This is a genomic window from Microbacterium sp. NPDC055455 (assembly GCF_053619935.1).
This window is the reverse complement of record NZ_JBSHLB010000001.1, coordinates 232,187-256,763: the sequence shown is the minus strand read 5'-3', so window position 1 is coordinate 256,763 and position 24,577 is coordinate 232,187. Positions and strand designations below refer to the sequence as shown.

Genomic DNA, 24,577 nt, shown 5'->3' with positions numbered 1-24,577 from the left:
GCGTCCCATCCTGGCGGAAATCCGGTTCCGGCGTGGAACGAGTTCGCCCGCCCGGTAACGTTGCGACCGTGACCGACCCCGTCGACGCCGCACCCGAGCCGCCCGTCCTGGTGAGGGCGAGCGGCGGTCTCGGTCGCCTCACTCTGAATCGCCCGCGGGCGATCAACGCCCTGAACCTCGACATGGTCCGCCGCCTGCACGAGACCCTCGACGCCTGGGAGCACAGCAGCCAGGTGGATGCCGTGCTCCTGGACGGCGCAGGAGAGCGCGGGCTCTGCGCGGGCGGCGACGTGCGTGGACTGGCCGAGCAGGTGACCGGAGGGCGCGTCGAGGATGCGGCGCTGTTCTTCCGCGAGGAGTACGCGCTCAACGCCCGCATCGCCGAGTACCCGAAGCCGTTCGTCGCGGTCGCCGACGGGATCACGATGGGCGGCGGCATCGGCGTCGCCGGGCACGCGGGCATCCGCATCGTCACCGAGCGCTCGAAGCTCGCGATGCCCGAGACCCGCATCGGCTTCACACCGGACGTCGGCGGCACCTGGCTGCTCGCGCACGCCCCGGGCCGCGTGGGGGAGTACCTCGGGCTCACCGGCGCCGTGATGGACGCCTCGGACGCGATCTACGCCGGCTTCGCCGACCATCTCGTTCCCCACGAGCACCTCCACGCGCTGCGAGACGCGCTCCAGACGCGGGCCGATCCGTCGACGCCGACCGAACTGGTGCTCCTCTTCGACGAGACGCCGGCCCCGTCCGGGCTTCAGGACGCGCGCGCCTGGATCGACGACGCGTTCGCCGCCGACACCGTCGCCGGGATCATCGAGCGGCTGCGGGCCCGGCCCGAGCCCGAGGCATCCGCCACCGCCGACCTCCTCGGCGAGCTGTCGCCGACCGGGCTCGCCGTCACCCTGGCCGCCATCCGCGCCGCCCGGAAGCTGCCCGGCCTCCGAGAGGCTCTGGAGCAGGAGTACGGGCTGGTCATGTGGTTCGCCACGACGCAGCCCGACCTGCCCGAGGGCATCCGGGCGCAGGTCATCGACAAGGACCGCTCGCCGCGCTGGCAGCCGGCGACCGTGGCCGACCTGCCGCCGGATCTCGCGGCATCCGCTCTCGCCCACCGTCCCGACGTGCCGCTCTGGGGCTGAAGGACCGTCGGGGGGATCATGAGCAGCCGGCGACGCGCCTACTCCCTGGGGGTCGCGATCGACTGGTTCTTCTTCGTCTTCGCGGGGATGGCGGCGCTGTGGCTGGCCTACCTCAGCTTCACCGAGACCTTCCAGGTCGGATGGTGGGGCATCCCGTTCTTCATCGCGTTCTGGGTGCTGCTGGCGTATCTCGTGCTGCCGCGGCTGCACCGCATCCTCACCACCATCTACGTGCCCGACTACTTCATCGGTCGGACGCGCACCAGCGACGGCCTGCTCGGCGACCCCGTGAACCTTGCGTTCCTCGGCACCGGCGAGCAGATCGAGGCGGCGATGCGGGCGGCGGGCTGGACGCCCGCCGAGCCCGTGACCCTGCAGTCGTCGTGGCGGATCATCACGTCGACGCTCGCCCGGCGCAGCTACGACGAGGCTCCGGTGAGCCCGCTGTTCCTGTTCGGGCGCCAGCAGGACTTCGCCTACCAGCAGGAGGTCGACGGCAATCCCTCCCAGCGTCACCACGTGCGGTTCTGGCGCTGCCCCGACGGCTGGCTGCTGCCGGGCGGACGTCGTGTCGACTGGCTGGCGGCGGGCACCTTCGACACGAGCGTCGGGCTGTCGCTGTTCACCCTCCAGGTCACCCACCGCATCGACGCCGACACCGATGTCGAGCGCGATCACATCGTCCGGACGGTGACGGATGCCGACCCCCGCGTGGCGGTGGACGTCATCGCCGACTTCGCCACGGGCTATCACGCGCGCAACGGCGGCGGCGACAGCATCCGCACCGACGGCGACCTGCCGATCGTGGACGTCCGGGCGATCCAGGAGGTGACTTCGTGAGCGCGTCGACACCGCCGCCGGAGCACCCGCCGGCGCCGAACAAGCGCCCCGCCTTCGAGCCGCCGGGGCGGCTGCTCAAGCCCACGGGCTACGACCCCGACATGCCCCGCCCTGCGACGATCATCGCCGGCACGGCGCTCGTGCTGCTGCGCGTGGTCGCAGGAGTCGTGGTCCTCGGCAGCCTCGCGATCGGCTGGGAGGGCATCATCGCCGATCCCGACATCGTCCTCGACGGCTTCGACCCGTCCCCGGAGGGCACGCATGCGGCGCTGTGGTTCCTGCTCGCCGCCGGCGGCACCGTGCTGCTCATGGACCTGCTGCTGGCGATCCTGGTGTACCGCGGGCACAACTGGGCGCGGGTCGTCGTCATGGTCATCGCCGTGGGCTCGATCAGCACATCCTTCTTCGCGTGGTGGGTGCAGGGGCAGGAGATCACGCTGGACAGCACCTTCGTGTCGCTGAGCCTGGACATCCTCGTCCTCCTCGCGCTGTCCAGCCGCAGCGCCGCCGCCTACGCGCGACGCAACGAGCATCGCTGGGAGCCCGTCCAGGCAGGCGTGTCGTAACCTGAGTCCCGCCGCGGGGCGCGGCGGAACCTGCGGGGAGGATGCGTGTTCGACAGTCCGCTCTCGGCGTCGGCGTACGAGGTGCTCGCGGTCGACCCCGGTGTCGACGAGGAGACCCTGCGCCGGGCGTACCGCCTGCGGCTGCGCCAGACGCATCCCGACACCGGCGGCGACGCGGCCGTGTTCATCCAGGTGCAGCGCGCGTGGGAGCTCGTCGGCACGCCCGAGGCGCGCGCGGCGTACGACCGCGGCCACGGCTTCGGCGAGACGGCGGCGCCGGAATGGTCGGAGTGGCGCCCGCCCGCGGCGCGCACCGACACCCGGCCTCGCGCCCGCTCCTACGGGCACCCCGGCGGTTGGCGGCGCGAGCGGTACCTCACGCTCATCCGCGAGTGGGCCGGTCGCGGCGTGACCGTCGAGGATCCGTACGACCCGGCGCTCGTGCGCTCGGCGCCGGTCGGCCTCCGCCGCCTCCTCGCCGACGCGCTCGCCGAGGAGGCCACCGCGCGCATCGTGGCGGACCTGGGCATGGGCTACACCGTCTGGCACGACGTCGCCGCCGCCGGACGGGACGCCGACCCCGACGCGAAGATCGACCACATCGTGCTCGGGCCGAGCGGGCTGTACGGCGTGCTCTCGGAGGACTTCGGGGGGCCGGTGTCGATCCGGCGCGGCGAGTTCGTGGGCGACGGCGTCCCCGGCGCCCCGATCGCCGAGCTGCTCGGCCGCATGCGGGTGGTCTCGCGTGCGGCCGGCGTGCGCTTCAGCGGCGCGATCGTCGTGCTGCCCGACGAGGACGTGCTCGATCCCATCGTCGAGATCGGCAAGGTGCGCGGCGTGCGCGTGGCGGTGACCTCGCGCAGTGCGCTCAGCACCGTGCTCCGCCGCGGGATCACGGGCGCCCGCGACATCGGCGGCAACGAGGTGTTCGACTACCGCACCCGCCTGCAGCAGACGGTGCGCTTCGCGTAGGCGGCGGCTCAGGCGTCGCGCGCCTGCCGCAGCCAGCGCTCGATGCCCGCGATGTGCACCTGCGCGGTCGAGACGGCGAGCTCCATGTCGTGGTCGGCGATCGCGTCGAGGATCGCGCGGTGCTCGGCGAGGGTGCGCTCGACCGCGCCGGCCTGGGTGAGGCCGCGCCACACGCGGGCGCGCACCGTCTGGCTCGTGAGGCTCTCGAGGAGGCTCTCGAGGTAGGTGTTGCCCGCGAGCCGCGCGATCTCGCTGTGGAATCGCATGTCGTGCTCGACGAGCGACTCGATGTCGGTGTCGGGCGCCATCGCGCCGATCTCCGCGTCGAGGGCCGCGATGTCGTCGTCGTCGGCCCGCTGGGCCGCGAGCCCGGTCGCGTGCGACTCGAGCAGGCGCCGCACGGCGAAGATCTCCAGCAGCGAGTCGTCGTCGTGCAGGTCGACCACGAACGAGATGGCCTCGAGGAGGAGCTTCGGCTCGAGGCTCGTGACATACGTGCCGTCGCCGCGGCGCACGTCCAGGACGCGGATCACCTCGAGCGCCTTCACGGCCTCGCGCATGGAGCTTCGCGACAGGCCGAGCCGTTCGGCGAGGTCCTTCTCGGGAGGCAGTCGCGATCCCGGCGAGAGCTCGCCGCGGACGATCATGTCCTTGATCTTCTCGATCGCTTCGTCGGTGACGGCCACGCGTTCATCATAGACATCGGATGTCATCGCGGGCGGATGCCGCACCCCGTGCCCGTGCACGGCAGAATGGGGCACATGCGAGTCGTGGACGCACACCTCCATCTGTGGGACCCCGCGGTCCTGTCGTACGACTGGCTGGAGGGGCCGCTCCTCCGATCATTCGGGCCCGCCGAGCTCGACACGGCGATCGCCGAGGCGCCGGATGCGGCCTACGGCTTCGTGTTCGTCCAGGCGGAGTGCGCGCCGGAGCAGTCGCTCGCCGAAGTGGACTGGGTCGCGGCGCTGGCCGGCCGCGTCGGGGTGAGCGGCATCGTCGCCCGCGCCCCGCTCGAGGACCCGGAGGCGACGCGCGAGCACCTCGCCGCCTATGCCGATCGACCTCTCGTCGTCGGCGTTCGGCGACTGCTGCAGTCCGAGCCGGCGGGGTTCTCGGCGACGCCGGGGTTCCGCGAATCGGCGCGGGCCGTGGCATCCGCCGGTCTCGTCTTCGACGCGTGCGTGCGCTGGACGCAGCTGCCCGACATGGTGGAGCTGGCCGACGCGGTGCCCGAGCTGACGATCGTGCTCGACCACCTCGGCAAGCCCGAAGTGGGGTCCGCCGAGGCGCCGGACCCCGCCGACGGGACACCGTGGGCCCAGTCGCTGCGCGACCTCGCCCGCCGTCCCAACGTCGTGTGCAAGCTCTCGGGGCTCCCGGCCGAGGCGCAGGGCGCGTGGGCGGCCGCCCAGCTGACGCCGTTCCTCGACGTGGCGCTGGACGCCTTCGGGCCCGGCCGCCTGCTGTTCGGAAGCGACTGGCCGGTCTCGGGCCCGTACGGGCGCTGGGCCGAGACGGTCACGACGTGGCTCGACGAGCGCGTCGGCGAGCACGGCCGTCACTCCGTGCTCGCCGGCAACGCCGAACGCGTCTACCGTCTGGCGTGACCGCCCCGCGCGTGCCGTGCGCCCGGGCGTCACCGCCCGTCTCTCGCACCTCTCCGACAGGTCAACCGGGGCTCTGCAGGACGTTTCGCCTGGATTCCCTCCTGTGGAGGCCCGGTTGACCTGTCGGGACGGTTTCAGGACTGCGCGGGGCGCAGCCGGAGTCCCGACATGCCGCCGTCCACCTCGATGAAGGTGCCGGTGGTGGAGCCGGACAGGGGGCTCACCAGGTACAGCACCGCTCCGGCGACCTCGCCCGCCGAGACGAGGCGGCCGTGCGGCTGACGCGCCTCGAGGGCGGCGCGCTCGGCGGCCGGGTCGGGCGCGCTGTCGAGCAGCCTGGCCACCCACGGCGTGTCGGCCGTGCCGGGGTTCACGGCGTTGACGCGGATGCCTTCGCGCACGTGGTCCGCGGCCATGGCGCGCGTCAGCGACAGCACGGCGCCCTTCGAGGCGCTGTACAGTGCGCGCTGCGGCAGGCCCGCCGTCGCTGCGATCGACGAGGTGTTGCAGATCGCGGCCGCGGGGGACCGGCGCAGCCACGGCAGGGCGGCGGCGGTGACGCGCGCGATGCCGGTGACGTTGATCGACAGGACGCGCGCCCACTCCTCGTCGTCGTTGGCGGCGATGTCGCCCTGCGCGCCGATGCCGGCGTTGTTGACGAGGATGTCGATGCGGCCGAACCGCTCGCCCACCTCGGCGACCGCGCGGTCGACCGCGGCGCGGTCGGACACATCGGCGGCGAAGGCGGCGAACCGGGGGTCGGCGCCCGAGGTGTCGCGGTCGAGGATCGCGACCTCGGCACCCTGATCGGCGAGCGTCGCGGCGATGGCGGCGCCGATGCCCGACGCGCCGCCGGTCACGACGGCGACCAGGCCGTCCAGCTGCGAGGCGCTCATCGGGCCGCCTCCCACGCTGTGAACTCCTGGCGCTGCGCGCCGAGGCCCTCGATCTCGATGTCGACGACGTCGCCTGGGGCGAGGTAGGGGAAGCGCCCCGACAGTGCGACGCCCTCGGGCGTGCCGGTGAGGACCAGGTCGCCGGGCTCGAGGGTCAGGAACTGCGACAGGTGCAACACGATGTGGTCGACGGGGAAGATCATGTCGGCGGTCGACGAGTCCTGGCGCGGCTCGCCGTTGACGCGGCTGCGCAGGCGGAGCGCCTGCGGGTCGACCTCGTCGGGGGTGACCAGCCACGGCCCGGTCGGGTTGAAGCCGGGCGCGCACTTGCCCTTGGACCACTGCCCGCCCGACACCTCGAGCTGGAAGGTCCGCTCCGACACGTCGTTCGCGGCGACGAAGCCGGCGATGTGCGCCGCGGCGTCGGCGGCCGAGTCGAGGTAGGCGGCGCGGCGCCCGATCACGATGCCGAGCTCGACCTCCCAGTCGGTCTTCTCGCTGCCGCGCGGGATCGTGACGGGGTCGTACGGGCCGACCACCGTGTTGGGGGTCTTGAGGAACATCACCGGCATGCTCGGCGGCGCGGAGCCGGACTCGGCCGCGTGCGCGGCGTAGTTCATGCCGATGCACACGACGGCGCTCGGCCGGGCGATCGGGGCGCCGGCACGCAGGGCGTCTGCGCCCGCCAGCACCGGGAGCCGCCCCTCGGCGATCGCCGCGGACGTGCGGCCGACGGGGTCGTCGGCGAGGAATCGGCCGTCGACATCGGATGTGAGCGGGCGCAGATCGAGGTGACGGTCGCCGTCGAGGACGACGGGGATCTCGCTTCCGGGCTCGCCGAGGCGCGCGAACTTCATTGCTCTCCTGAACTCTCGTGCGGGGCGGCGTCCGTGCCGTCGTGGTCCGCGGGGCGTGATTGACAGTATAGACATCCGATGTTTACACTGCGAGCGGTCCGTAACAGCGGATCCAGACATTCAGGAGCCGCCCCGTGAGCCGCATCGTCGCCTTCGAGACGACCGATATCCGCTTCCCGACGTCGCTGAGCCTCGACGGCTCCGACGCCATGAACCCCGACCCCGACTACTCCGCCGCCTACCTGCGGGTGGTGACGGATGCCGCCGACGACGTCTCCGGTCACGCCTTCGTCTTCACGATCGGCCGGGGCAACGACGTGCAGGTCGCGGCGCTCGACGCGCTCGCCGCGCATCTGGTCGGACGCGAGCTGGAGCCTCTCCTCGACGATATGGGCGCGACCAACCGCGAGCTCATCGGCGACTCGCAGCTGCGCTGGCTCGGCCCGGAGAAGGGCGTCATGCACATGGCGATCGGCGCGGTGGTCAACGCGCTGTGGGACATCAAGGCCAAGCGCGCGGGGCTGCCGCTGTGGCAGCTGCTGTCGAGGATGTCGCCGGAGGAGATCGTCGGACTGGTCGACTTCCGCTACCTCACCAACGCCCTCACGCCCGAGGACGCGCTCGCCATCCTCCGTGCCGCCGAGCCCGGCCGGGCGCAGCGCGAGCAGGAGCTCCTGGCGACCGGCTACCCGGCCTACACGACGAGCCCCGGCTGGCTCGGCTACTCCGACGAGAAGCTGGCCCGGCTGTGCCGCGAGGCGATCGCGGACGGCTTCGGGCAGATCAAGCTCAAGGTGGGCGCGGACCTGCAGGACGACATCCGCCGCTTCCGGGTCGCCCGCGAGGTCTGCGGGCCGGACTTCCCGATCGCCATCGACGCCAACCAGCGGTGGGAGGTGTCCGAGGCCATCGCGTGGGTGAACGCGCTCGCCGAGTTCCGGCCGGCCTGGATCGAGGAGCCCACGAGCCCCGACGACGTGATCGGCCACGCGGAGATCGCCCGCGGCGTCGCCCCGATCCGCGTCGCCACCGGCGAGCACGCCCAGAACCGGGTCATCTTCAAGCAGCTGCTGCAGGCCGAGGCGCTGTCGGTCATGCAGATCGACGCCGTCCGCGTGGCAGGTGTCAACGAGAACATCGCCAACCTGCTGCTGGCGGCGAAGTTCGGTGTGCCGGTGTGCCCGCACGCCGGCGGCGTGGGACTGTGCGAGGCGGTGCAGCACCTGTCGATGTTCGACTTCGTCGCCGTCAGCGGCACCCGCGACGGCCGCATGATCGAGTACGTCGACCACCTGCACGAGCACTTCGTCGTGCCGACCGACATCCGCGGGGGCGCGTACATGGCCCCGCTCGCACCCGGCGCCGGCATGGAGATGAAGGCCGAGAGCCGCGCGGCCTACGAGTGGGAGGTCGCCCGTGCGGCCGTCTGAGTCCCGGGTGCCGGCGCTGCCCCGCCTCGGCTACGGTGCGGCGAACATCGGCAACCTGTTCCGCGAGGTCACCGACGATCAGGCGTGGGCGATCCTCGACGCGGCGTGGGAGAGCGGCATCCGCTACTACGACACCGCGCCCCACTACGGCCTGGGGCTCTCGGAGCGCCGCCTCGGCGCGTTCCTGCGGACGAAGCCCCGGGACGAGTTCGTCCTCTCGACCAAGGCGGGACGGCTGCTGCGTCCCAACCCGGACGACGACGGCGGGCTCGACCTCGCCAACGACTTCCACGTGCCGACAACCGTCCGCCGCGAGTGGGACTTCTCAGCGGACGGCATCCGCGCGAGCCTCGACGAGTCGCTCGAGCGGCTCGGACTGGACCGCGTCGACATCCTCTACCTGCACGATCCCGAGCGGCATGACCTCCAGCTGGCGCTGCGCGAGGGGTTCCCCGCCCTCGAGCAGCTGCGCGGCGACGGCGCCGTCGCCGCGATCGGCATCGGCTCGATGGTCGCCGACGCGCTGGCGGCTGCGGTCGAGCAGGCCGATCTCGACGTCATCATGATCGCCGGCAGGTACACGCTGCTGGAGCAGCCCGCGGCCGACGCGGTGCTGCCGGCCTGTCACGACCGCGGGACCGGCGTGGTGGCGGCATCCGTCTTCAACTCCGGCCTGCTCGCGAAGGAAGAGCCGAGCCGGGACGACCGGTACGAGTACGGACGGATGCCGGACGCGCTGTGGGACCGGCTCCAGCGCCTCCTCGCCGTGTGCCGGGCGCACGGCGTCGCCCTCCCCGCCGCGGCGGTGCAGTTCCCGCTCCGCGACCCGGCGGTGCGCTCGGTCGTCGTCGGCGGGAGCCGCCCGGAGCAGCTGCGGCGCAACGCCGAGCTGATGGAGGTCGGCATACCCGCGGGCCTGTGGGAGGATCTGGCCGCCGAAGGACTCATCCGCTGACGAAAGGACCCCTCATGCTCGAGGGCATCGACCGCCTGCTCACCGGCGAGCTTCTGCTGCACCTGGACCGCATGGGTCACTCCGATGCGATCGTGGTCGCCGACGCGCACTTCCCGGCGTGGGCGGTGGGCACCCGCGTCGTCGACCTCCCCGGCACGACGACGCCGCAGGTCGTCGCGGCGGTGCGCACGGTGCTCCCGCTCGACGACGCGCCGGCGCTCGACCTCATGGCGTCGGCCGACGGCGAGGTGCTCGACGTGCAGCGCGAGCTCGCCGCGGCCGCCGGCACCGACGCCCCGCGCTACGTCGACCGGTTCGACTACTACGAGCTGGCGAAGAAGGCCTACGTCGTCGTGCGCACGGGTGAGACGCGCAAGTACGGCAACGCCCTGCTGCGCAAGGGTGTCGTGGGACATCTCTCCGCCTGAGCGGCGGCACCCGGCCGATGCCAGCCGGCGGCTCGGCGCTGTCGTCAGTCGTTCAGCCCGAACAGATCCAGCGGGTGAGTGAGGCGCCACCACGGCGACGGGTCTGGCACTTCCTCCGCCAGGCGCAGATCCACCGTCGCGTCGTCGAGCGGGCCGGTCACGGTGAGCGAGCCCACCACGTCACCCTCGTCGCGGGCGTCGCCGAGGTCGTAGGTGGTCGCGACCGCGCCCGTGCCGCCGTTCCACAGCACCACCGACGCGTCGCCGGCCGTGAGGACGTCGACGTCGTCGCCCCAGCGCGTCTCGACGATGCCGGCGACGGTCCCCGCCGTCACCGAGGGCTTCAGCTGCAGCTCCTGCTCGAGCTGGGAGTAGATCGCACGCGAGGCGGCGAGCCGGGACTCGTCGTCCGGCTGGCCCAGCACCGAGGCGTACAGGCGCACCGTCGTGTCGCCGATCGCGACGTCCTTGGCCGACAGCAGGTTCCACTCGTCGAGCGTGCCGGTCTTGATCCCCACGACCCCCGGGTCCGCCAGCAGCTCGTTGGTGTTCTCGACGAGGCCCGCGCCCGGCAGCTCGGTCGACTGCTTGGCGACGATCTCCGCGATGACCGGGTGGGCGAGGGCCTTCTGCGCGAGGGTGATGAGAGCCTCGGGTGAGGCGCTGTTGCGCGGATCCATCCCGGTGGGCTCGACGACCTGGACGCCCGTCACGCCGTGCGCGGCCAGCCACTCGGTCGCCGCCGCCGCGTAGACGGCGTCGGACGGCCACAGGTTCTGCGCCAGGCGATCGGCGTAGTTGTTCGCCGAGCCGATGAGCATGCCCTCGAGCATCTGGTACTCGGTGAGGCTGCCGCCCACGGGCACGTCGAGCGCCGACTCGCCGCGGGCGCGGTACTGCCAGTACCGGTAGTTGTCGGAGGCGCTGAAGCGGAACTCGGGGCCGGTCTCGCCGAGCGCGAGCGGCATCTCGTCGAGGACGACCAGGGCGGTCACGACCTTCGTGATGCTCGCGATGGCGGACGGGTCGGGCGACGACGTGAGGAGGCCCGGGATGCCGCCGACCGCGGCCGCCGCGCTGCCCTGGGCGGGCCAGACCGGCACCGCCGCGGGTGCCGCCTCAGGCTGCACCTCGATCGCGGTGACCGTCGGCGCGACCGCGTGCAGGGGCCACAGCAGCGTCGTCGCGGAGTACGCGCCGACCAGGCCGGCGATCACCAGCGTCGGCACCAGCACCCCGGGACGCAGCGGCGACTGGCGCGGCGGGTCGGCGAGCAGGCTCGGCTCGACGGCGACGTACGGCGTCGACGCGGCCACGAGGTCGCCCGGGGTCGAGCCCGCGGCGAGCGTCGTGTCATCGACCCACGCAAGCGCGGTCCGCCCTCCCGTCGCGGTCGCGGTCGCGGCCTCGGCGGAGACCGGGTCGCCCGTCGGCGGGCCCGGCTCGGTGGCCGCGGGGGGTTCGCTCGGCTGAGCGGCCGCGGCGGGTCCGCTCGGCTGAGCGGCCGCGGCGGGTCCGCTCGACTCGAGAGCGGCGACGGCGCCCCCGAGGGGAGGGGTCAGCGTGGTCCCGGGCGGCTCGAAGACGGGCACCGTCGGCGCCGCGACGGCCGTGGCGCCGCCGAGGGGCACGGTCGCGATCGTCGCGGGCACGAGCGGGACCTCGTCGGGCGCCGTGTGAGTTCCGGGGTGCGACGAATCGGCCGCGCCGCCGGTGGGCATGGTCAGCGTCCCGCTGTCGGCCGGATCCTCGGGGGACCCGCCCGGCACGGCCCTCGACCGCGTCCGATGCGCACGGCGCGTCGGTGCGGGAACGTCATCGGGGGTCACGCACCCCAAAATACCCGTCATGGCGGCGGTATACTCGCCATACGACCACGGGAGTCCGGTGAGCCGGGCTGAGAGGAAGCGAACCACGCTTCGACCGTCGAACCTGATCCGGATCATGCCGGCGCAGGGAGGAGTTCACATGCACGCATCCACGTCCGCATCCACCCCCGTTGCGGCCACCTCGGCGACCACCCGCAGTCTGCGGTGGCGCGTCGTCGACATCGTCGTCGCCGCGGTCCTCGGCGTCGCCATCGGCCTCGTCTTCTGGGCCTGGAACACCGTCGGCTACGCCTGGTTCACCGCGATGGACGGGCTCACACCCGGCCTCGGCGGCCTGGCGGTCGGCATCTGGCTGATCGGCGGTGTCATCGGCGGCCTCGTCATCCGCAAGCCAGGTGCGGCGCTGCTCGTCGAAGTGATCGCGGCGATCGTCTCGATGCTCATCGGCAACGTGTGGGGGGTCTCCACGCTCCTGTCGGGGCTCGTCCAGGGACTCGGGGCGGAGCTCGTCTTCGCACTCTTCCTCTACCGGCGCTTCACGCTGCCGGTCGCGATGCTGGCCGGTGTCGGCGCCGCGGTCGGGGCGTGGGTGTTCGAGCTGTTCTACGGCAGCTCGCCGAACATCCTCAAGACGCTCGAGTTCAACACGATCTACCTGATCTCGCTCATCGTCTCGGGCGCGCTGCTGGCCGGGCTCGTCGGCTGGCTCGCGGTGCGGGCGCTCGCCGCGACCGGCGCGCTCAGCCGCTTCGCCGCCGGACGCGAAGCGCGCCGCGAGGTCTGACGATGCCGGGCACCCGTCCCGGCCGCATCACCGCGGCGGGCTGGGGGTGGCGCTACGCCGGGCGGCGCGCGCCGGCGGTGCGCGACGTCGCTTTCACGATCGAGTCGGGTGAGCGCGTGCTGCTGCTCGGCGCCTCGGGCGCGGGCAAGTCGACGCTGCTGGCCGGGATGGCGGGACTCCTCGGGGGCGCCGACGAGGGCGACGAGACCGGCTCGCTGCTCATCGACGGCGAGCGTGCCGAAGCGCACCGCGGGCGGGTCGGCCTGGTGCTCCAGGACCCCGACGCCGGTGTCGTGCTGGCCAAGGTGGGCGACGATGTGGCGTTCGGGCCCGAGAACCTCGGGGTGCCGGCGGCCGAGATCCCGGCGCGCGTGAGCGAGGCGCTCGACGCGGTGGGGCTGCGCGTCCCGCTCGGCCGGCCCACCAAGGCGCTCTCCGGCGGCCAGAAGCAGCGCCTCGCGCTGGCCGGGGTGCTCGCGATGCGCCCGGGCGTGCTCCTGCTGGACGAGCCGACGGCGAACCTCGACCCCGACGGGGTGCGCGAGGTGCGCGCCAGCGTCGAGCGGGTGCTGGCCGAGACGGGCGCCACGCTCGTGGTGATCGAGCACCGCACCGCGGTGTGGGCCGATCTCATGGACCGCGTCATCGTCGTCGGCGCGGACGGCGGACTCCTCGCCGACGGCACCCCGGCCGACGTGTTCGCCCGTCACGGCGCGGACCTCGCGGCCGCGGGGGTCTGGGTGCCGGGGATGCCCGTCGACCTGCCCGTGCTGCCCCCCGCTCAGCCCGACGCGGCGGCGGCGCTGGCGGCATCCGCTCTCTCCCTCTCGCGGGACGGGCGGTCGATCGTGCGCGCCGGGCTCGACCTGACCGTGCCCCGCGGCGCGGCGACCGCCATCACCGGGCCCAACGGCGCCGGCAAGTCCACGCTCGCCCTCACCCTCGCAGGGCTGCTGCCCGAGGCGGCGGGGGAGGTCGTCGCGGCCCCCGAGCTGGCGGGGCGGTCGGGGCGCCGCCCGTCGCGCTGGACGTCGCGAGAGCTGCTCACCCGCATCGGCACGGTGTTCCAGGAGCCCGAGCACCAGTTCCTCGCCTCGTCGGTGCGCGACGAGCTCGCCATCGGCCCGCGCTCGCGCGGCGTCGATGCGGCGGCCGTCGACGTGATCGTCGACGAGCTGCTCGAGCGGCTGCACCTCGCCCCGCTCGCCGCGGCGAACCCGTTCACGCTGTCGGGCGGGCAGAAGCGCCGGCTGTCGGTCGCCACCGTGCTCGCCGACGCGCCGCCGGTCATCGTGCTCGACGAGCCCACCTTCGGGCAGGACCGCCGCGGCTGGATCGAGCTCGTGCAGCTGCTGCAGTCCGAGATCGCCGCCGGTACGACGGTCGTCGCCGTCACCCATGACGAGGACGTGCTGCGCCACCTCGGCGGCCATCGCATCGAGCTCGGCGCCCCCGTCCCGGCAGGAGCTCGGCCGTGACCGCGGTCGAGGCGCGCGAGGGCGTCCCGGAGGCGACCGCCGAGGCGCGCGCGTGGCTGGACGGCGTCAACCCGGTCACCCGGATCGTGCTCGCGCTGCTGCTGTCGGTGCCGCTCCTCGCCTCGATCGACGTCACCAGCTCGCTCGTCGCGATCGCGCTGCAGCTCGTCTGCATCCCGCTCACCGGCCTCGCCGTCGTGACCGTGCTGATGCGGATGCTGCCGGTCCTGGTCTTCGCGCCGGTCGCGGGGGTGAGCATGCTGCTGTACGCCGAGCCCGGGGGGACCGTCCACTGGTCGTTCTGGTACGCGACGATCAGCGACGACTCGATCGCCCTCGCCGTCGCGGTGTGCCTGCGGGTGCTCGCGCTGGCGCTGCCCACCATCCTCCTCTTCGGGCGCACCGACCCCACCGAGCTCGCCGACGCGCTCGCCCAGGTGGCGAAGCTGCCGAGCCGGTTCGTGCTCGGCGTGCTGGCCGGCACCCGCACGCTGGGGCTCTTCCTCGACGACTGGCGCAGCATGCAGCTGGCGCGCCGCGCGCGCGGGGTCGGCGACACCGGTGCCGTCCGCCGCTTCCTCTCCATGGCGTTCGTGCTGCTGGTGTTCGCCGTCCGCCGCGGCACGAAGCTCGCGATGGCGATGGAGGCACGCGGCTTCGGGTCCGGCATCCCGCGCACGTGGTCGCGCCCGTCGCGCCTGCACGCACGGGACGCCGTGGCGCTGGCGGGCGGTGTGGCGATCATGGCCGCGGCGATCGGCGCCGCGGTGGCCGTCGGCACCTTCCGCTTCGTGTGGTCCTGACACCCGGTCGGCGGCGAGCATCCGATCGGGCGGCCCGCCGCGTCAGTCCGCGGCGACTGTCCGTGGCGTCAGTCCGCGGCGACGAGCCTCTCGTACGCCGGCTGCAGCGCCGGGAAGTAGTCGTCCCACCTGACCTCGTCGGGATCCAGGCCCGCCTGCGCCGCCACCAGCCGGTCCAGGTAGTACTCCCAGCCCGGGCCGATCGACCCCACGTCCTCACTGGGATTCAGGCGCTGCCCGAAGGTGAGCACGGTGTCTCCTGGCACGTCCTCCGCGAGCTCGAACCACAGGTGCCACGAGCCGCTGCCCTGCGACGTGTCGCCGGAGAACCGCCGCGGGCGATCGCACTCGAGGATCGTGTACTCCTCCGGCTCCGGCTCCTGTCCCTCCGCGGTCATGTAGAAGGTCACGCGGCCGGACGCCGGATCGCCCTCCCAGCGGCCGATCCAGCGCTCGAGGCGCTCGGATTCGGTGAGCTCCCGCCACACCGCATCGGCGGTCGCCCGGAACCGCCGGAGGATGACGAGGTTCGGGTGTCCGTCGATCTTGCAGACGGTGCCGGTGATTTCGGTCATGTCGCGTTCCAGAGGTCTCGGTAGTACGACAGGCGCTCGCGGTCGGGGGCGACCCCGTACGCCTCGATGAGGGCGTCCTCCCATCCCTCGCCATAGTTCCACGCCGTCGACATCGACGCCACGGCGATGTCCGCCCAGCGGTCGGCGACCCCGAGCGTCCCCAGGTCGACGTGGGCGACCCACCGGCCGTCGTCGCCGATGAGCGTGTTGGGGCAGCACGCGTCGCCATGGCACACGACGAGACGGTCGACCGGCGGCGGCTCGCGCAGCGCATCGGGCACGCGGATGCCGCGCCCCGCCGCATTCGCGATGCGCCCGGCGACACCCCAGTCGAACGGGCAGTCCGCGACCGGCAGCGCGTCGTGCAGGGCCCGGAGGCCCTCGCCGACCGCCCGGACGGCGGTCGCGGGATCGGCGACCCAGCGAGGGTCGACGGCCGAGAGACCGGGGAGTGCGGTCGTCACCAACCACTCGTGCGTGTCGTCGCCGCCGACCTCGAGCACGCGCGGCACGGCGATGCGGGCGACGGCCCAGTCGAGCCGCTCGGCCTCGCCGGCGAAGGACGATTCGGCGTTGCGCGGGCCGTGTTTGATGTACCGGCCGTCGTCGGTGCGGAAGGTCACCCCGCCGTAGTCGTTGCGCCACACCGGCACGGTGCGGGTCCCGCCCGCGAGCAGGCGCACACGTGGCGGCACGACGACGTCTTCGCCCGGGATCGACACCCTCCCATCCTGCCGGGTCAGGCCTCGAGGACCTCCCTGGTCAGGCCCCGAGGACCTCCCGCAGGATGAGCGCGTGGTTGTGGGATTCGTCGGCGACGGCGTGCAGCAGTGTCACGGCCGGGTGGGCGGCCAGCTCCGCGCGCAGCGACGCGACGGCCGTGCGCGTGGGGCCGTCGAGCTCGGCGCGGTAGGCGGTCTCGAAGTCCGCCCACGACAGGTCGCCGTGGTGGAACTCCCTGCGCAGGTCCGTCGAGGGCGCCACCTCCTTCGCCCACAGGTCGAGGGCGGCGCGCTCCTTCGTCAGCCCGCGCGGCCAGAGCCTGTCCACCAGCACGCGGAACCCGTCGTCCGGGTCGGGGTCCTCGTACACGCGCTTGAGCCGGATCTCCACCCGTCCAGTCAACCCCGCCCGCCGCGGCCGCGCCACCGCGCGGCGTGACCGATCGGCGGTCGCACGACTAGCCTGGGGGCGGCGGCCTCCCAGCGTCGCGGCTGATACTCAGTCCCGCGTATGCTGGTACGCGGTTTCGCGACATTCCGGACTTCGAAGGAGAATCCATGGATCTGACGGATGCCTCGGCCCTCGTCACCGGCGGCGCGAGCGGGCTGGGCCTCGCCACCGCACGGCGCCTCGCCGCGGCGGGCGCCCTCGTCACGATCGTGGACCTCCCCACCTCCGCCGGGGCCGGCGTCGCCGCCGAGCTCGGCGGGTCGTTCGCCCCCGCCGATGTCACCGACCCGGAGCAGGTCGCGGCCGCGGTGACGACGGCGGCGGCATCCGCTCCGCTGCGGGTGGTGGTCAACTGCGCCGGCATCGCGCCGCCGGCCAAGGTGCTCGACCGCGAGGGCCGCCCGACGCCGCTGGACGCGTTCGAGCGGATCGTGCGCGTCAACCTCGTCGGCACCTACAACGTCATCGCTCAGGCATCCGCCGTCATGGCCAGGACCGATCCCACCGCGGACGGCGATCGCGGCGTCATCGTCAGCACGGCGAGCGTCGCGGCGTTCGACGGACAGATCGGTCAGCCCGCGTACTCGGCGTCGAAGGGCGGCGTGCACGCGATGACCCTGCCGATCGCGCGCGAGCTCGCGCGGTACGGCATCCGCGTCGTCACGATCGCCCCCGGCATCATGGAGACCCCCATGCTCGCCTCGCTGCCCCAGGCCGCGCAGGACTCCCTCGGCGAGCAGGTGCCGTATCCGAACCGCCTCGGCAGGCCGGACGAGTACGCGCGTCTGGTGATGTCGATCGTCGACAACGGCTACCTCAACGGCGAGACCATCCGCCTCGACGGCGCCATCCGCATGGCGCCGAAGTAAGGAGACCGCATGAGCGACTCGATCCTCGTCACCCGCGACGGCGCCCTGGCGCGCGTGACGTTCAACAGGCCCGCCTTCCTCAACGCCATGGGCTTCGAGATGGGCGGCCGCTGGCGCGACGTGGCGCACGAGCTCACGTCCGACGACTCGGTCGGAGCCATCATCCTGGATGCCGCCGGCCCGGCCTTCTGCGCCGGCGGCGACGTGCTCGAGATGGCGACGTCGGGGGCCTCCGGTGCCGACGTCACGGCTGCCGCGCACACGATCCACGACGGCATCCGCACCTTCGCCGAATCCTCCACGCCGATCGTCGCCGCCGTACAGGGCGCGGTCGCCGGAGGGGGCCTCGGCCTCATGCTGACGGCGGACTACATCGTCGCGTCCGACCAGGCGAAGTTCGTCAGCAAGTACGCCAACATCGGCCTGACGCCCGACCTGGGGGTCTCGACGCTGCTGCCGGCCGCCGTCGGGCAGCGTCGTGCCCTGCAGCTGCTGCTCCAGGACCTCACGATCGACGCGGCCACCGCGCTGGACTGGGGCCTGGTCACCGAGGTCGCGCCCGCGGGCGAGGTCGCGGCGCGGGCCGAGGCGGTCGCCCGGTTCTGGCTCGACGGCGCGACCGGTGCGTTCGGGCAGGCCAAGCGTCTCGTGCGCACCGGAGCCGGACGATCCTTCGCCGACAACCTGGACGACGAGGCGGCCTCGATCGGCGCCCGCTTCGACACCGACGAGTCGAAGGCCCGCGTCGCCGCCTTCGCCGCGGCATCCGCCAAATCCCGCCCCTGACCCCACCCCGCCCCAGACCCGCCCCCGCCCCTGATCCGCCCCCACCCAAACACCGTCGAGATACCGCGACCTCGCCGAACGACCACGTCATCGACGCCGACAACGTGCTAGCTCGCCGAGAACACACGATCTCGACGGAAGTGCGACCCGAAAGGACCCCGAGATGAGCGACAAGCCCCTCGCCGGCAAGACCATCCTGATGTCCGGCGGCAGCCGCGGCATCGGGCTCGCCATCGCCCTGCGCGCCGCCCGCGACGGCGCGAACGTGGCACTCCTGGCCAAGACCGACACCCCGCACCCCAAGCTGGAGGGCACCGTGCACTCGGCCGCGGAGCAGATCCGCGAGGCGGGCGGTCAGGCGCTGCCGATCGTCGGCGACGTCCGCAACGACGACGACGTCACCGAGGCGGTGCTCAAGACACAGGGGGAGTTCGGCGGCATCGACATCGTCGTGAACAACGCCTCGGTCATCGACCTGTCCCGCTCGCTCGATCTCGACGCGAAGAAGTACGACCTCATGCAGGACGTGAACGTCCGCGGCACCTTCATGCTGTCGAGGGCCGCGGTGCCGATCCTGAAGGATGCCGCCAACCCGCACATCCTGTCGCTCTCGCCGCCCCTCAACCTGTCGCCGAAGTGGCTGGGCGGGCACACCGGCTACACGCTGGCGAAGTACGGGATGACCATGGCGACGCTGGGGCTCGCGGCCGAGTTCGCCGACGCGGGCATCGCCGCGAACACGCTGTGGCCGCGCACCACGATCGCCACGGCCGCGGTGAAGTTCGCCCTGGGCGGCGACCGCATGATGAAGGTGAGCCGGACCCCCGAGATCTACGCCGACGCCGCGTACGAGATCTTCACCAAGCCGTCGCGGTCGTACACCGGCCAGACGCTCATCGTCGAGGACGTGCTCGAGGCGGCCGGCGTGACCGACTTCTCCGGCTACGCCGCCGTCCCGGGAACCCCCGACTCGGAGCTCTTCCCCGACATCTTCCTCGATTGACGCCGGGTCGGCCCGCACCGCCTTTCCGGGCCGACCGGGCCGACGTAGGGTGGCTCCATGGCGGTACGGAGCCTGTTCCCGATCCTGCTCGCGCGAGACCTTCCGGGCCTCGTGAGGTTCTACGAGACCGCGCTCGGCGCCTCGGTGCCCTACCGCTTCGCCGGCGGGGACGAGGACGACTACGTCTCGCTCCAGATCGGCGAGGTGTCGCTGGGCATCGGACGCGACCTCGACGCGCTGCCGCCTTCGGTGGGCGACCGGGTCGCGCTGTGGTTCTACGTGGACGACGTCGACGCGACCTATGCGGCCTGGCTCGCGGCCGGCGGTCGCGCGGAGCAGCCGCCCGCCGACATGGCGTGGGGCGAGCGCGTCGCGCAGGTGCGGGACCCCGCCGGCAACCTCGTCAACCTCGGCGCCGAGCCGCCCGACGAGCCGCCCGAGCCGCCCGCAGCGCCGCCGGCGTGACGCGAGCGGTCAGATGAGGCCCAGGCGCCGGAAGGCGTTGGCGATCCCGTCGTCGAGCACGTCTGTGGTGACGAAGTCGGCGAGGGCCTTGAGCTCGGGGTGGGCGTTGCCCATCGCGACCGCGACGCCGCACACCTGGAACATCTCGACGTCGTTCCAGCTGTCGCCGACGGCGACGGCGTCGGCGGCGTCGATGCCGAGGCGGTCCAGCAGCAGCTCGATCGCGGAGCCCTTGGTCGTGTCGCGCTCGTTGATCTCGCCGTTCGAGCCGCCCGGCAGCGGCATGCTGCCCGGCACCACGAGGAACCTGTCCCCGAGGTCGGCGCGCAGCTGCTCGAGGCCGTCCTCGTGGTCGCTGACGAACACCGCCTTGTCGATGCGGCCGAGGTCGGCCTCCTCGATCGGCGGGAAGGTGCGCTGGGCCAGCCCCACCAGCGAGTCCTCCGGGCGCACCTCGCCGCCCGCGGCCTCGCGGGCCTCCAGTGCCGCGGCATAGTCGCGCATGAGCTCGGCCATGTCATCGCTGGCGTAGACGCCGTCGCGGGTCTGGAGGAAGAAGCGGATGCCGCGGCTGCGCATCGCCGCCAACAGGCGCTCCGTCGCCTCGCGCGGGAGCGGGCGGTCGATGACGACCTCGTCGCCGGAGACGACCAGGGCGCCGGAGTTCGTCACCGCGCCGTCGAAGCCGATCTCGGCGACATTCGGGTGGATGTCGGCGGCGGAGCGCCCGGTGCTGAGGTAGACGAGGTGCCCGGCCGCGCGGGCGGCGCGCACGGCGTCGCCGGTCGAGGGGGCGACATGCGATCCGTGCTCGAGGATCGTGCCGTCGACATCGAGGAAGATGATCCGCCGCCGGTGGGGACGCGTCGCGTCGGCGGCCGTTGAGCCTGTCGGAGTGGTCATCAGTGCTCGTTCCCGGTGAGGAGGAGGATGCCGCCGAGGCCGATCATGAGGCCGCCGCCGGTCGCGGACAGCCGCGCGATCCGCTTCGGCGATCGCCCGAACCAGCCGCGGGCGCCCGCGGCGATCAGCGCCCAGATCGCGTCGGAGACGAGCGCGATCGCGAAGAACACCAGGCCGAGCACGATCATCTGCAGCGGCACGGAGCCCGTCGAGAGGTCGACGAACTGGGGGAGCACCGCGACGAAGAACGCGATGGTCTTGGGGTTCGTCACGCCCACCACGAAGCCCTCGCCCAGCTGACGCCACGCCGAGCGGGGCAGGACGCCGCCGTCGGCCTCCGCCGCCGCCCGGTCGCGGTGCCGGATCGCCTGGATGCCGAGGTACACCAGGTACAGCGCGCCGGCGATCTTGAGGATCGTGAACAGCACGACCGACTGCGCCACGATGCCGCCCACGCCCAGCGCGACGAGTGCGATGACCGGCAGCAGCCCGAGGGCGTTGCCGAGCACGCTCAGCAGGCCGCCCACGCGCCCGAGCGCGAGTGCGCGCCCGATCGTGAAGAGCACGCTCGGGCCCGGAATCACGATCAGCACCAGCGCGGCGAGCGTGAAGGCGAGCAGGTTCTCGAGGGGGACCACGGTGCACACCCTAGCCTTCTCCGCCGGGCGGTTCAGAGCCGCTTGCGCAGGAACACCTGCTCGGTGCCGTCGTCGCCCTGGACGCGCTCGGTCTCGACGTAGCCCTCGCGCTCGTACAGGCGCAGGTTCGCCTCGCTGAGCGACCCGGTGAACAGCTCGGCCTCGGTCGCGCCCGCTTCCGCCCCGCGACGCTCGACGGCGGCCAGCAGCGTCGTGCCGATGCCTTCGCCGGCCCGGTCCGGCGCGATCGCGATGCGCCCGACGAGCAGCAGTGACCCGTCCAGGCGTGCCCGCACGGCGCCCACCATGCGGGGCCCGTCCAGCGCGACGCACCCGATGTTCTCGTGCAGCTCGGACTCGACCTCCTCGAGGGTCTGCGTCAGCGGCGGCATCTCGGGCGTCCCGTAGATCAGCGCCTCCTGCACGAACGCGGCGCGCTGGAGCGTCATCACCTCGCCGGCGTCGTCGGGGCGGATGGGGCGCACGGTCAGATCGTCCATGCGGCCACGCTAGCCAGGCGCTGCGCCGGCGTGCGGGGGATTGACGGCGTCATCGGGCATCGGGCATCGGCATCCGTCCAGGCGTCGTCGCCTACCCTGGAACCCATGACCGAGTCCTCCCCCGTCCGCGCCACGAAGCCGAAGCAGGTGCGCCCAGCGACCGAGGGGTGGACCCAGAAGAAGGATGCCGAGGGGCGGCCGCTCCTGCAGTTCGCCAGTCCCAAGCGCGGCAAGCCCCCGGTGCACATGGCCGATCTCACTCCCGAGGAGCGGGTCGCCAAGGTGAAGGAGCTCGGGATGCCGGGCTTCCGCGCGAAGCAGCTCGAGAAGCACTACTTCCAGCACTGGACCCACGACCCGGCCGACATGACCGACCTGCCGGCCGAGGGCCGCGACGAATTCGTGCACGGCATGGTGCCCTCCCTCCTCACCGAGGTGCGGCGCCTCGAGACCGATCGCGGCGACACGATCAAGTTCCTGTGGAAGCTGCACGACGGCGCGCTCGTCGAGTCGGTGCTCATGCGCTACCCGGGCCGCATCACGCTGTGCGTCTCGAGCCAGGCCGGGTGCGGCATGAACTGTCCGTTCTGCGCGACCGGGCAGGCGGGCCTCACCCGCAACATGTCGGCGGCCGAGATCGTCGAGCAGATCGTGCGCGCCAACCGCCTCATCGCCGAGGGTGGACTCGGCGGCAAGAAGAAGACCGATCACTCCGCCGAACGAGTGTCGAACATCGTGTTCATGGGCATGGGCGAGCCGCTGGCGAACTACGCGCGGGTGATGCAGGCGGTGCGTGTCATGACCGACAAGCAGCACGGCCTCGGCATGAGCGCTCGCGGCATCACCGTGTCGACGGTCGGACTCGTGCCCGCGATCACGAAGCTCGCGAACGAGGACATCCCGGTGACCTTCGCGCTCTCGCTGCACGCGCCCGACGACAAGCTCCGCGACGAGCTGATCCCCGTCAACTCCCGCTGGAAGGTCGACGAGGCCCTCGACGCCGCCCGTGCGTACTTCGACAAGACCGGACGACGCGTCTCGATCGAGTACGCGCTCATCAAGGACATGAACGACCACGCGTGGCGCGCCGACCTCCTGGCCGAGAAGCTCAACGCCCGCGGGCGCGGCTGGGTGCACGTGAACCCGATCCCGCTCAACCCGACCCCCGGCTCCATCTGGACGGCGTCCGAGGTGCCGGTGCAGAACGAGTTCGTGCGGCGGCTCAACGACGCGGGCATCCCGACCACTCTCCGCGACACCCGCGGCAAGGAGATCGACGGCGCCTGCGGCCAGCTGGTCGCCACCGAGGAGGACGCCGCGGTCGCCGCGGTTACCCCGCTCGAGGTGTGACGGATTCCGGATGCCGCGGGCCGCGGCATCCGCTCGACGACGAGGGTCTTCCACCTGGCGTCCAGGTTGCGTTGTCTAGGGTGTCCGGATGTCTTTCTCCGCTCACCGGCCGGGCCGATTCGGCTCCGACGGCCGCATCGAGTTCGACGCGCCGGCCGATCAGGCCGAGGAGCTGTACCTCGACGACGTCCGCGCCGCGCACGCCGCCGGCGCGCGTGAGGACGGCGGGCGCGAGGACGGCGGAGGCCCGGACGACCCGTTCCCCGAGACGCGCCTGCTCGAGGACTCCTTCGCGATGAGCCCGACCGAGCCCGTCGCGGTCGAGGCCCCGCGGACCACGCCGGAGCGTCAGCCGGCCGTCGGCGAGTGGGGCGCCGTGGACGAGCCTGCGCCCGAGGGGACGCCCGCACCGCCGGAGCCTGAGGCGCCGGAGCCGGCGGCGGCCGACGTCGCCGAGCCGGCGGCGGAGGCATCCGTCCCCGTCACCCGCTCCCCGCGCGCGCAGCGCCGCCGCGAGCGGACCTCCGCCGCGCGACGCCTCGCCGTGCTCGGCGGAGCGGAGGGCTCGGTGCTCGACGAGGTGCCCACCGAGACGCCCCGCTTCGTGCAGATGTTCTTCGTGCTCGCCGGGACGGCGCTGGTCTCGGCCATCTCGATGTACTTCGCGCTCGTGACCGGCGTGCGGATCGCCGCCTTCGTCGCGGTGCCGCTCGCACTGGTGTGGGCGCTCATCATCTTCAACCTCGACCGCTTCCTCACCTCGACGATGCGCTCGACGCACAACGTGTGGCGGCTGATCGGGCTCGCGATCCCTCGTGTGATCATGGCGGCGGTGATCGGCATCGTCGTGGCCGAGCCCCTCGTGCTGCAGATCTTCCAGAACGACATCGCACGCGAGGTGAACGCGACCAACATCACGCAGGCGCAGTCGGATCAGGATGCCGTCACCTCGGGCCCGGAGAGGCAGGCGCTCGACGCCGCGAGCGAGCGGGTCGCCGCGTTGGAGAGCCAGGCGGCGACCGGCGTCGTCGACGGCGCCGAGACGACGACCGCGTCCGCCGCGGCGGCGCAGGCGTCCGTCGACGACCTCACCGCCAAGCTCGCCGAGCAGCAGCAGGTGATCGACCAGGCGCGGGCGATCTACCAGTGCGAGATCAACGGCCAGGGCGCCGGCGAGGTCGCGGGCTGCAGCGGCGTCGCCGGCGAGGGGGCGAGCTCCGAGGCCGCCGAGGCGCAGCTGGCCGCCGCGCAGGCCTCCTACGACGACCTCGCCGCGAAGCTGCGGTCGGCCCAGGCCGACCTCGCCGACGCCCAGGCGTCGGGCACGGCCGCCGCGAGCGCGTCGGAGGAGCAGAACAAGCAGCAGGCGCGCGACGAGCTGCCGGCTGCCCGCGAGCAGTACCAGGCGGCGCTCGCCGCGTACGACGCCCGGGCGGCGGAGATCGCGAGCGGCAACGCCGGCGCGGTCGGCCTGCTGAGCCAGATCGGCGCCCTGGAGCGGCTGGGGGAGCGCGAGCCGACGCTGAAGTGGGCGCACCTGCTCATCGCCGTGCTGTTCTTCATGATCGAGCTGCTGCCCGTGATCGTGAAGGTGCTCACGAGCTACGGCGACCCGTCGCTGTACGAGAAGGCCGACGCGCTGCGCCGGCAGGTGGCCCTCGACCGGGTCACGGCGCGCAGCTGGCGCGAGCGAGCCGGCATCGCGCAGGGCGCGGAGGCCTGAGC

General features: G+C 72.8%; 27 protein-coding genes and 1 riboswitch. Of the genes, 17 read left to right on the top strand and 10 right to left on the bottom strand.

Annotated features, from left to right (window positions below; translation table 11 throughout):
- The first annotated feature begins 68 nt into the window (after positions 1-68).
- From ACWGUG_RS01065 to ACWGUG_RS01050, 4 genes are read left to right on the top strand one after another with little or no spacing between them, the layout of a single operon-like run.
- On the top strand, positions 69-1,142 hold the full coding sequence (locus ACWGUG_RS01065) for an enoyl-CoA hydratase/isomerase family protein (protein WP_452323551.1): 1,074 nt from the start codon (positions 69-71) through the stop codon (positions 1,140-1,142).
- An 18-nt stretch (positions 1,143-1,160) separates the two neighbouring features.
- A complete protein-coding gene (locus ACWGUG_RS01060) occupies positions 1,161-1,982 on the top strand; it encodes an LssY C-terminal domain-containing protein (protein ID WP_378878615.1) in 822 nt (273 codons plus the stop codon).
- A complete protein-coding gene (locus tag ACWGUG_RS01055) occupies positions 1,979-2,548 on the top strand; it encodes a hypothetical protein (protein WP_336394380.1) in 570 nt (189 codons plus the stop codon). Before ACWGUG_RS01060 ends, ACWGUG_RS01055 begins: the two co-directional genes overlap by 4 nt.
- 45 nt (positions 2,549-2,593) lie before the next feature.
- A complete protein-coding gene (locus tag ACWGUG_RS01050) occupies positions 2,594-3,520 on the top strand; it encodes a DnaJ domain-containing protein (RefSeq protein ID WP_452323550.1) in 927 nt (308 codons plus the stop codon).
- Between the two features lie 8 nt (positions 3,521-3,528).
- Here ACWGUG_RS01050 and ACWGUG_RS01045 read toward each other — a convergent pair whose 3' ends face one another.
- Positions 3,529-4,206, bottom strand: a complete 678-nt coding sequence (locus ACWGUG_RS01045) for a FadR/GntR family transcriptional regulator (RefSeq protein WP_336394382.1) — start codon at positions 4,204-4,206, stop codon at positions 3,529-3,531.
- A 75-nt stretch (positions 4,207-4,281) separates the two neighbouring features.
- Here ACWGUG_RS01045 and ACWGUG_RS01040 point away from each other — a divergent pair, with 75 nt between their 5' ends.
- Positions 4,282-5,130, top strand: coding sequence for an amidohydrolase family protein (locus tag ACWGUG_RS01040; RefSeq protein ID WP_452323549.1), 849 nt, complete (start codon positions 4,282-4,284; stop codon positions 5,128-5,130).
- 134 nt (positions 5,131-5,264) lie between these two features.
- On the opposite strand, the gene ACWGUG_RS01035 is transcribed toward ACWGUG_RS01040, so the two are convergent.
- Both ACWGUG_RS01035 and ACWGUG_RS01030 read right to left on the bottom strand, forming a co-directional pair.
- Positions 5,265-6,026: an SDR family NAD(P)-dependent oxidoreductase gene (locus ACWGUG_RS01035; protein WP_336394384.1), complete on the bottom strand. Its 762-nt coding sequence runs from the start codon at positions 6,024-6,026 to the stop codon at positions 5,265-5,267.
- The gene (locus ACWGUG_RS01030; protein WP_452323548.1) at positions 6,023-6,883 is read right to left on the bottom strand and encodes a fumarylacetoacetate hydrolase family protein; all 861 of its coding nucleotides are present in this window, start codon (positions 6,881-6,883) and stop codon (positions 6,023-6,025) included. The genes ACWGUG_RS01035 and ACWGUG_RS01030 overlap by 4 nt, the downstream gene beginning before the upstream one ends.
- A gap of 134 nt (positions 6,884-7,017) precedes the next feature.
- On the opposite strand from ACWGUG_RS01030, the gene ACWGUG_RS01025 reads away from it, so the two are divergent.
- From ACWGUG_RS01025 to ACWGUG_RS01015, 3 genes are read left to right on the top strand one after another with little or no spacing between them, the layout of a single operon-like run.
- Positions 7,018-8,313, top strand: a complete 1,296-nt coding sequence (locus ACWGUG_RS01025) for an enolase C-terminal domain-like protein (protein WP_336394386.1) — start codon at positions 7,018-7,020, stop codon at positions 8,311-8,313.
- Between the two features lie 7 nt (positions 8,314-8,320).
- On the top strand, positions 8,321-9,268 hold the full coding sequence (locus tag ACWGUG_RS01020; protein ID WP_452323547.1) for an aldo/keto reductase: 948 nt from the start codon (positions 8,321-8,323) through the stop codon (positions 9,266-9,268).
- A 14-nt stretch (positions 9,269-9,282) separates the two neighbouring features.
- The gene (locus ACWGUG_RS01015) at positions 9,283-9,696 is read left to right on the top strand and encodes an RbsD/FucU family protein (protein WP_452323546.1); all 414 of its coding nucleotides are present in this window, start codon (positions 9,283-9,285) and stop codon (positions 9,694-9,696) included.
- 44 nt (positions 9,697-9,740) lie between these two features.
- On the opposite strand, the gene ACWGUG_RS01010 is transcribed toward ACWGUG_RS01015, so the two are convergent.
- A complete protein-coding gene (locus ACWGUG_RS01010) occupies positions 9,741-11,348 on the bottom strand; it encodes a D-alanyl-D-alanine carboxypeptidase (RefSeq protein ID WP_452323545.1) in 1,608 nt (535 codons plus the stop codon).
- 214 nt (positions 11,349-11,562) lie between these two features.
- Positions 11,563-11,674: riboswitch (TPP riboswitch) on the top strand.
- Here ACWGUG_RS01010 and ACWGUG_RS01005 point away from each other — a divergent pair.
- The 3 genes from ACWGUG_RS01005 (at position 11,665) to ACWGUG_RS00995 (ending at position 14,590) form a co-directional block, all read left to right on the top strand.
- Entirely contained in the window at positions 11,665-12,309 is a 645-nt protein-coding gene (locus tag ACWGUG_RS01005) for an ECF transporter S component (RefSeq protein ID WP_452323544.1), read from the top strand. It overlaps the preceding riboswitch by 10 nt.
- A 2-nt stretch (positions 12,310-12,311) precedes the next feature.
- Positions 12,312-13,787, top strand: coding sequence for an ABC transporter ATP-binding protein (locus ACWGUG_RS01000; RefSeq protein ID WP_452323543.1), 1,476 nt, complete (start codon positions 12,312-12,314; stop codon positions 13,785-13,787).
- Positions 13,784-14,590 (top strand): energy-coupling factor transporter transmembrane component T family protein, encoded by an 807-nt coding sequence (locus tag ACWGUG_RS00995; RefSeq protein ID WP_336394392.1) that lies wholly within the window; start codon positions 13,784-13,786, stop codon positions 14,588-14,590. Before ACWGUG_RS01000 ends, ACWGUG_RS00995 begins: the two co-directional genes overlap by 4 nt.
- A gap of 68 nt (positions 14,591-14,658) precedes the next feature.
- Here the strand turns inward: ACWGUG_RS00995 and ACWGUG_RS00990 are convergent, their stop codons facing one another.
- From ACWGUG_RS00990 to ACWGUG_RS00980, 3 genes are read right to left on the bottom strand one after another with little or no spacing between them, the layout of a single operon-like run.
- Entirely contained in the window at positions 14,659-15,165 is a 507-nt protein-coding gene (locus tag ACWGUG_RS00990; RefSeq protein ID WP_378878595.1) for an SRPBCC family protein, read from the bottom strand.
- Positions 15,162-15,887 carry a phosphotransferase gene (locus tag ACWGUG_RS00985; protein ID WP_452323542.1) on the bottom strand — a complete coding sequence of 242 codons (726 nt, stop codon included), beginning with the start codon at positions 15,885-15,887 and terminating at the stop codon, positions 15,162-15,164. The genes ACWGUG_RS00990 and ACWGUG_RS00985 overlap by 4 nt, the downstream gene beginning before the upstream one ends.
- 40 nt (positions 15,888-15,927) lie before the next feature.
- Positions 15,928-16,278: a DUF488 domain-containing protein gene (locus ACWGUG_RS00980; protein WP_452323541.1), complete on the bottom strand. Its 351-nt coding sequence runs from the start codon at positions 16,276-16,278 to the stop codon at positions 15,928-15,930.
- Between the two features lie 167 nt (positions 16,279-16,445).
- On the opposite strand from ACWGUG_RS00980, the gene ACWGUG_RS00975 reads away from it, so the two are divergent.
- From ACWGUG_RS00975 to ACWGUG_RS00960, 4 genes are all read left to right on the top strand, one after another.
- Entirely contained in the window at positions 16,446-17,207 is a 762-nt protein-coding gene (locus ACWGUG_RS00975; protein ID WP_336394396.1) for an SDR family NAD(P)-dependent oxidoreductase, read from the top strand.
- Between the two features lie 9 nt (positions 17,208-17,216).
- Positions 17,217-17,993, top strand: coding sequence for an enoyl-CoA hydratase/isomerase family protein (locus ACWGUG_RS00970; protein ID WP_378878589.1), 777 nt, complete (start codon positions 17,217-17,219; stop codon positions 17,991-17,993).
- Between the two features lie 163 nt (positions 17,994-18,156).
- Entirely contained in the window at positions 18,157-18,996 is an 840-nt protein-coding gene (locus ACWGUG_RS00965; RefSeq protein WP_336394398.1) for an SDR family oxidoreductase, read from the top strand.
- 57 nt (positions 18,997-19,053) lie between these two features.
- Positions 19,054-19,461 carry a VOC family protein gene (locus ACWGUG_RS00960; RefSeq protein ID WP_378878585.1) on the top strand — a complete coding sequence of 136 codons (408 nt, stop codon included), beginning with the start codon at positions 19,054-19,056 and terminating at the stop codon, positions 19,459-19,461.
- A gap of 9 nt (positions 19,462-19,470) precedes the next feature.
- Here ACWGUG_RS00960 and ACWGUG_RS00955 read toward each other — a convergent pair whose 3' ends face one another.
- From ACWGUG_RS00955 to ACWGUG_RS00945, 3 genes are read right to left on the bottom strand one after another with little or no spacing between them, the layout of a single operon-like run.
- Positions 19,471-20,364: a Cof-type HAD-IIB family hydrolase gene (locus ACWGUG_RS00955; protein WP_452323540.1), complete on the bottom strand. Its 894-nt coding sequence runs from the start codon at positions 20,362-20,364 to the stop codon at positions 19,471-19,473.
- Positions 20,364-21,002, bottom strand: a complete 639-nt coding sequence (locus ACWGUG_RS00950) for a LysE family translocator (RefSeq protein WP_378880183.1) — start codon at positions 21,000-21,002, stop codon at positions 20,364-20,366. Before ACWGUG_RS00950 ends, ACWGUG_RS00955 begins: the two co-directional genes overlap by 1 nt.
- A gap of 32 nt (positions 21,003-21,034) precedes the next feature.
- Complete coding sequence (locus ACWGUG_RS00945; protein ID WP_336394402.1) at positions 21,035-21,502, bottom strand: GNAT family N-acetyltransferase; 468 nt, start codon at positions 21,500-21,502, stop codon at positions 21,035-21,037.
- A gap of 105 nt (positions 21,503-21,607) precedes the next feature.
- Between ACWGUG_RS00945 and rlmN the strand changes: the two genes are divergently transcribed.
- Together rlmN and ACWGUG_RS00935 are read left to right on the top strand one after the other, a co-directional pair.
- Positions 21,608-22,852, top strand: a complete 1,245-nt coding sequence (gene rlmN, locus ACWGUG_RS00940) for a 23S rRNA (adenine(2503)-C(2))-methyltransferase RlmN (RefSeq protein ID WP_336394403.1) — start codon at positions 21,608-21,610, stop codon at positions 22,850-22,852.
- A gap of 88 nt (positions 22,853-22,940) precedes the next feature.
- Positions 22,941-24,575 carry a DUF4407 domain-containing protein gene (locus tag ACWGUG_RS00935; RefSeq protein WP_452323539.1) on the top strand — a complete coding sequence of 545 codons (1,635 nt, stop codon included), beginning with the start codon at positions 22,941-22,943 and terminating at the stop codon, positions 24,573-24,575.
- Positions 24,576-24,577 lie beyond the last annotated feature (2 nt).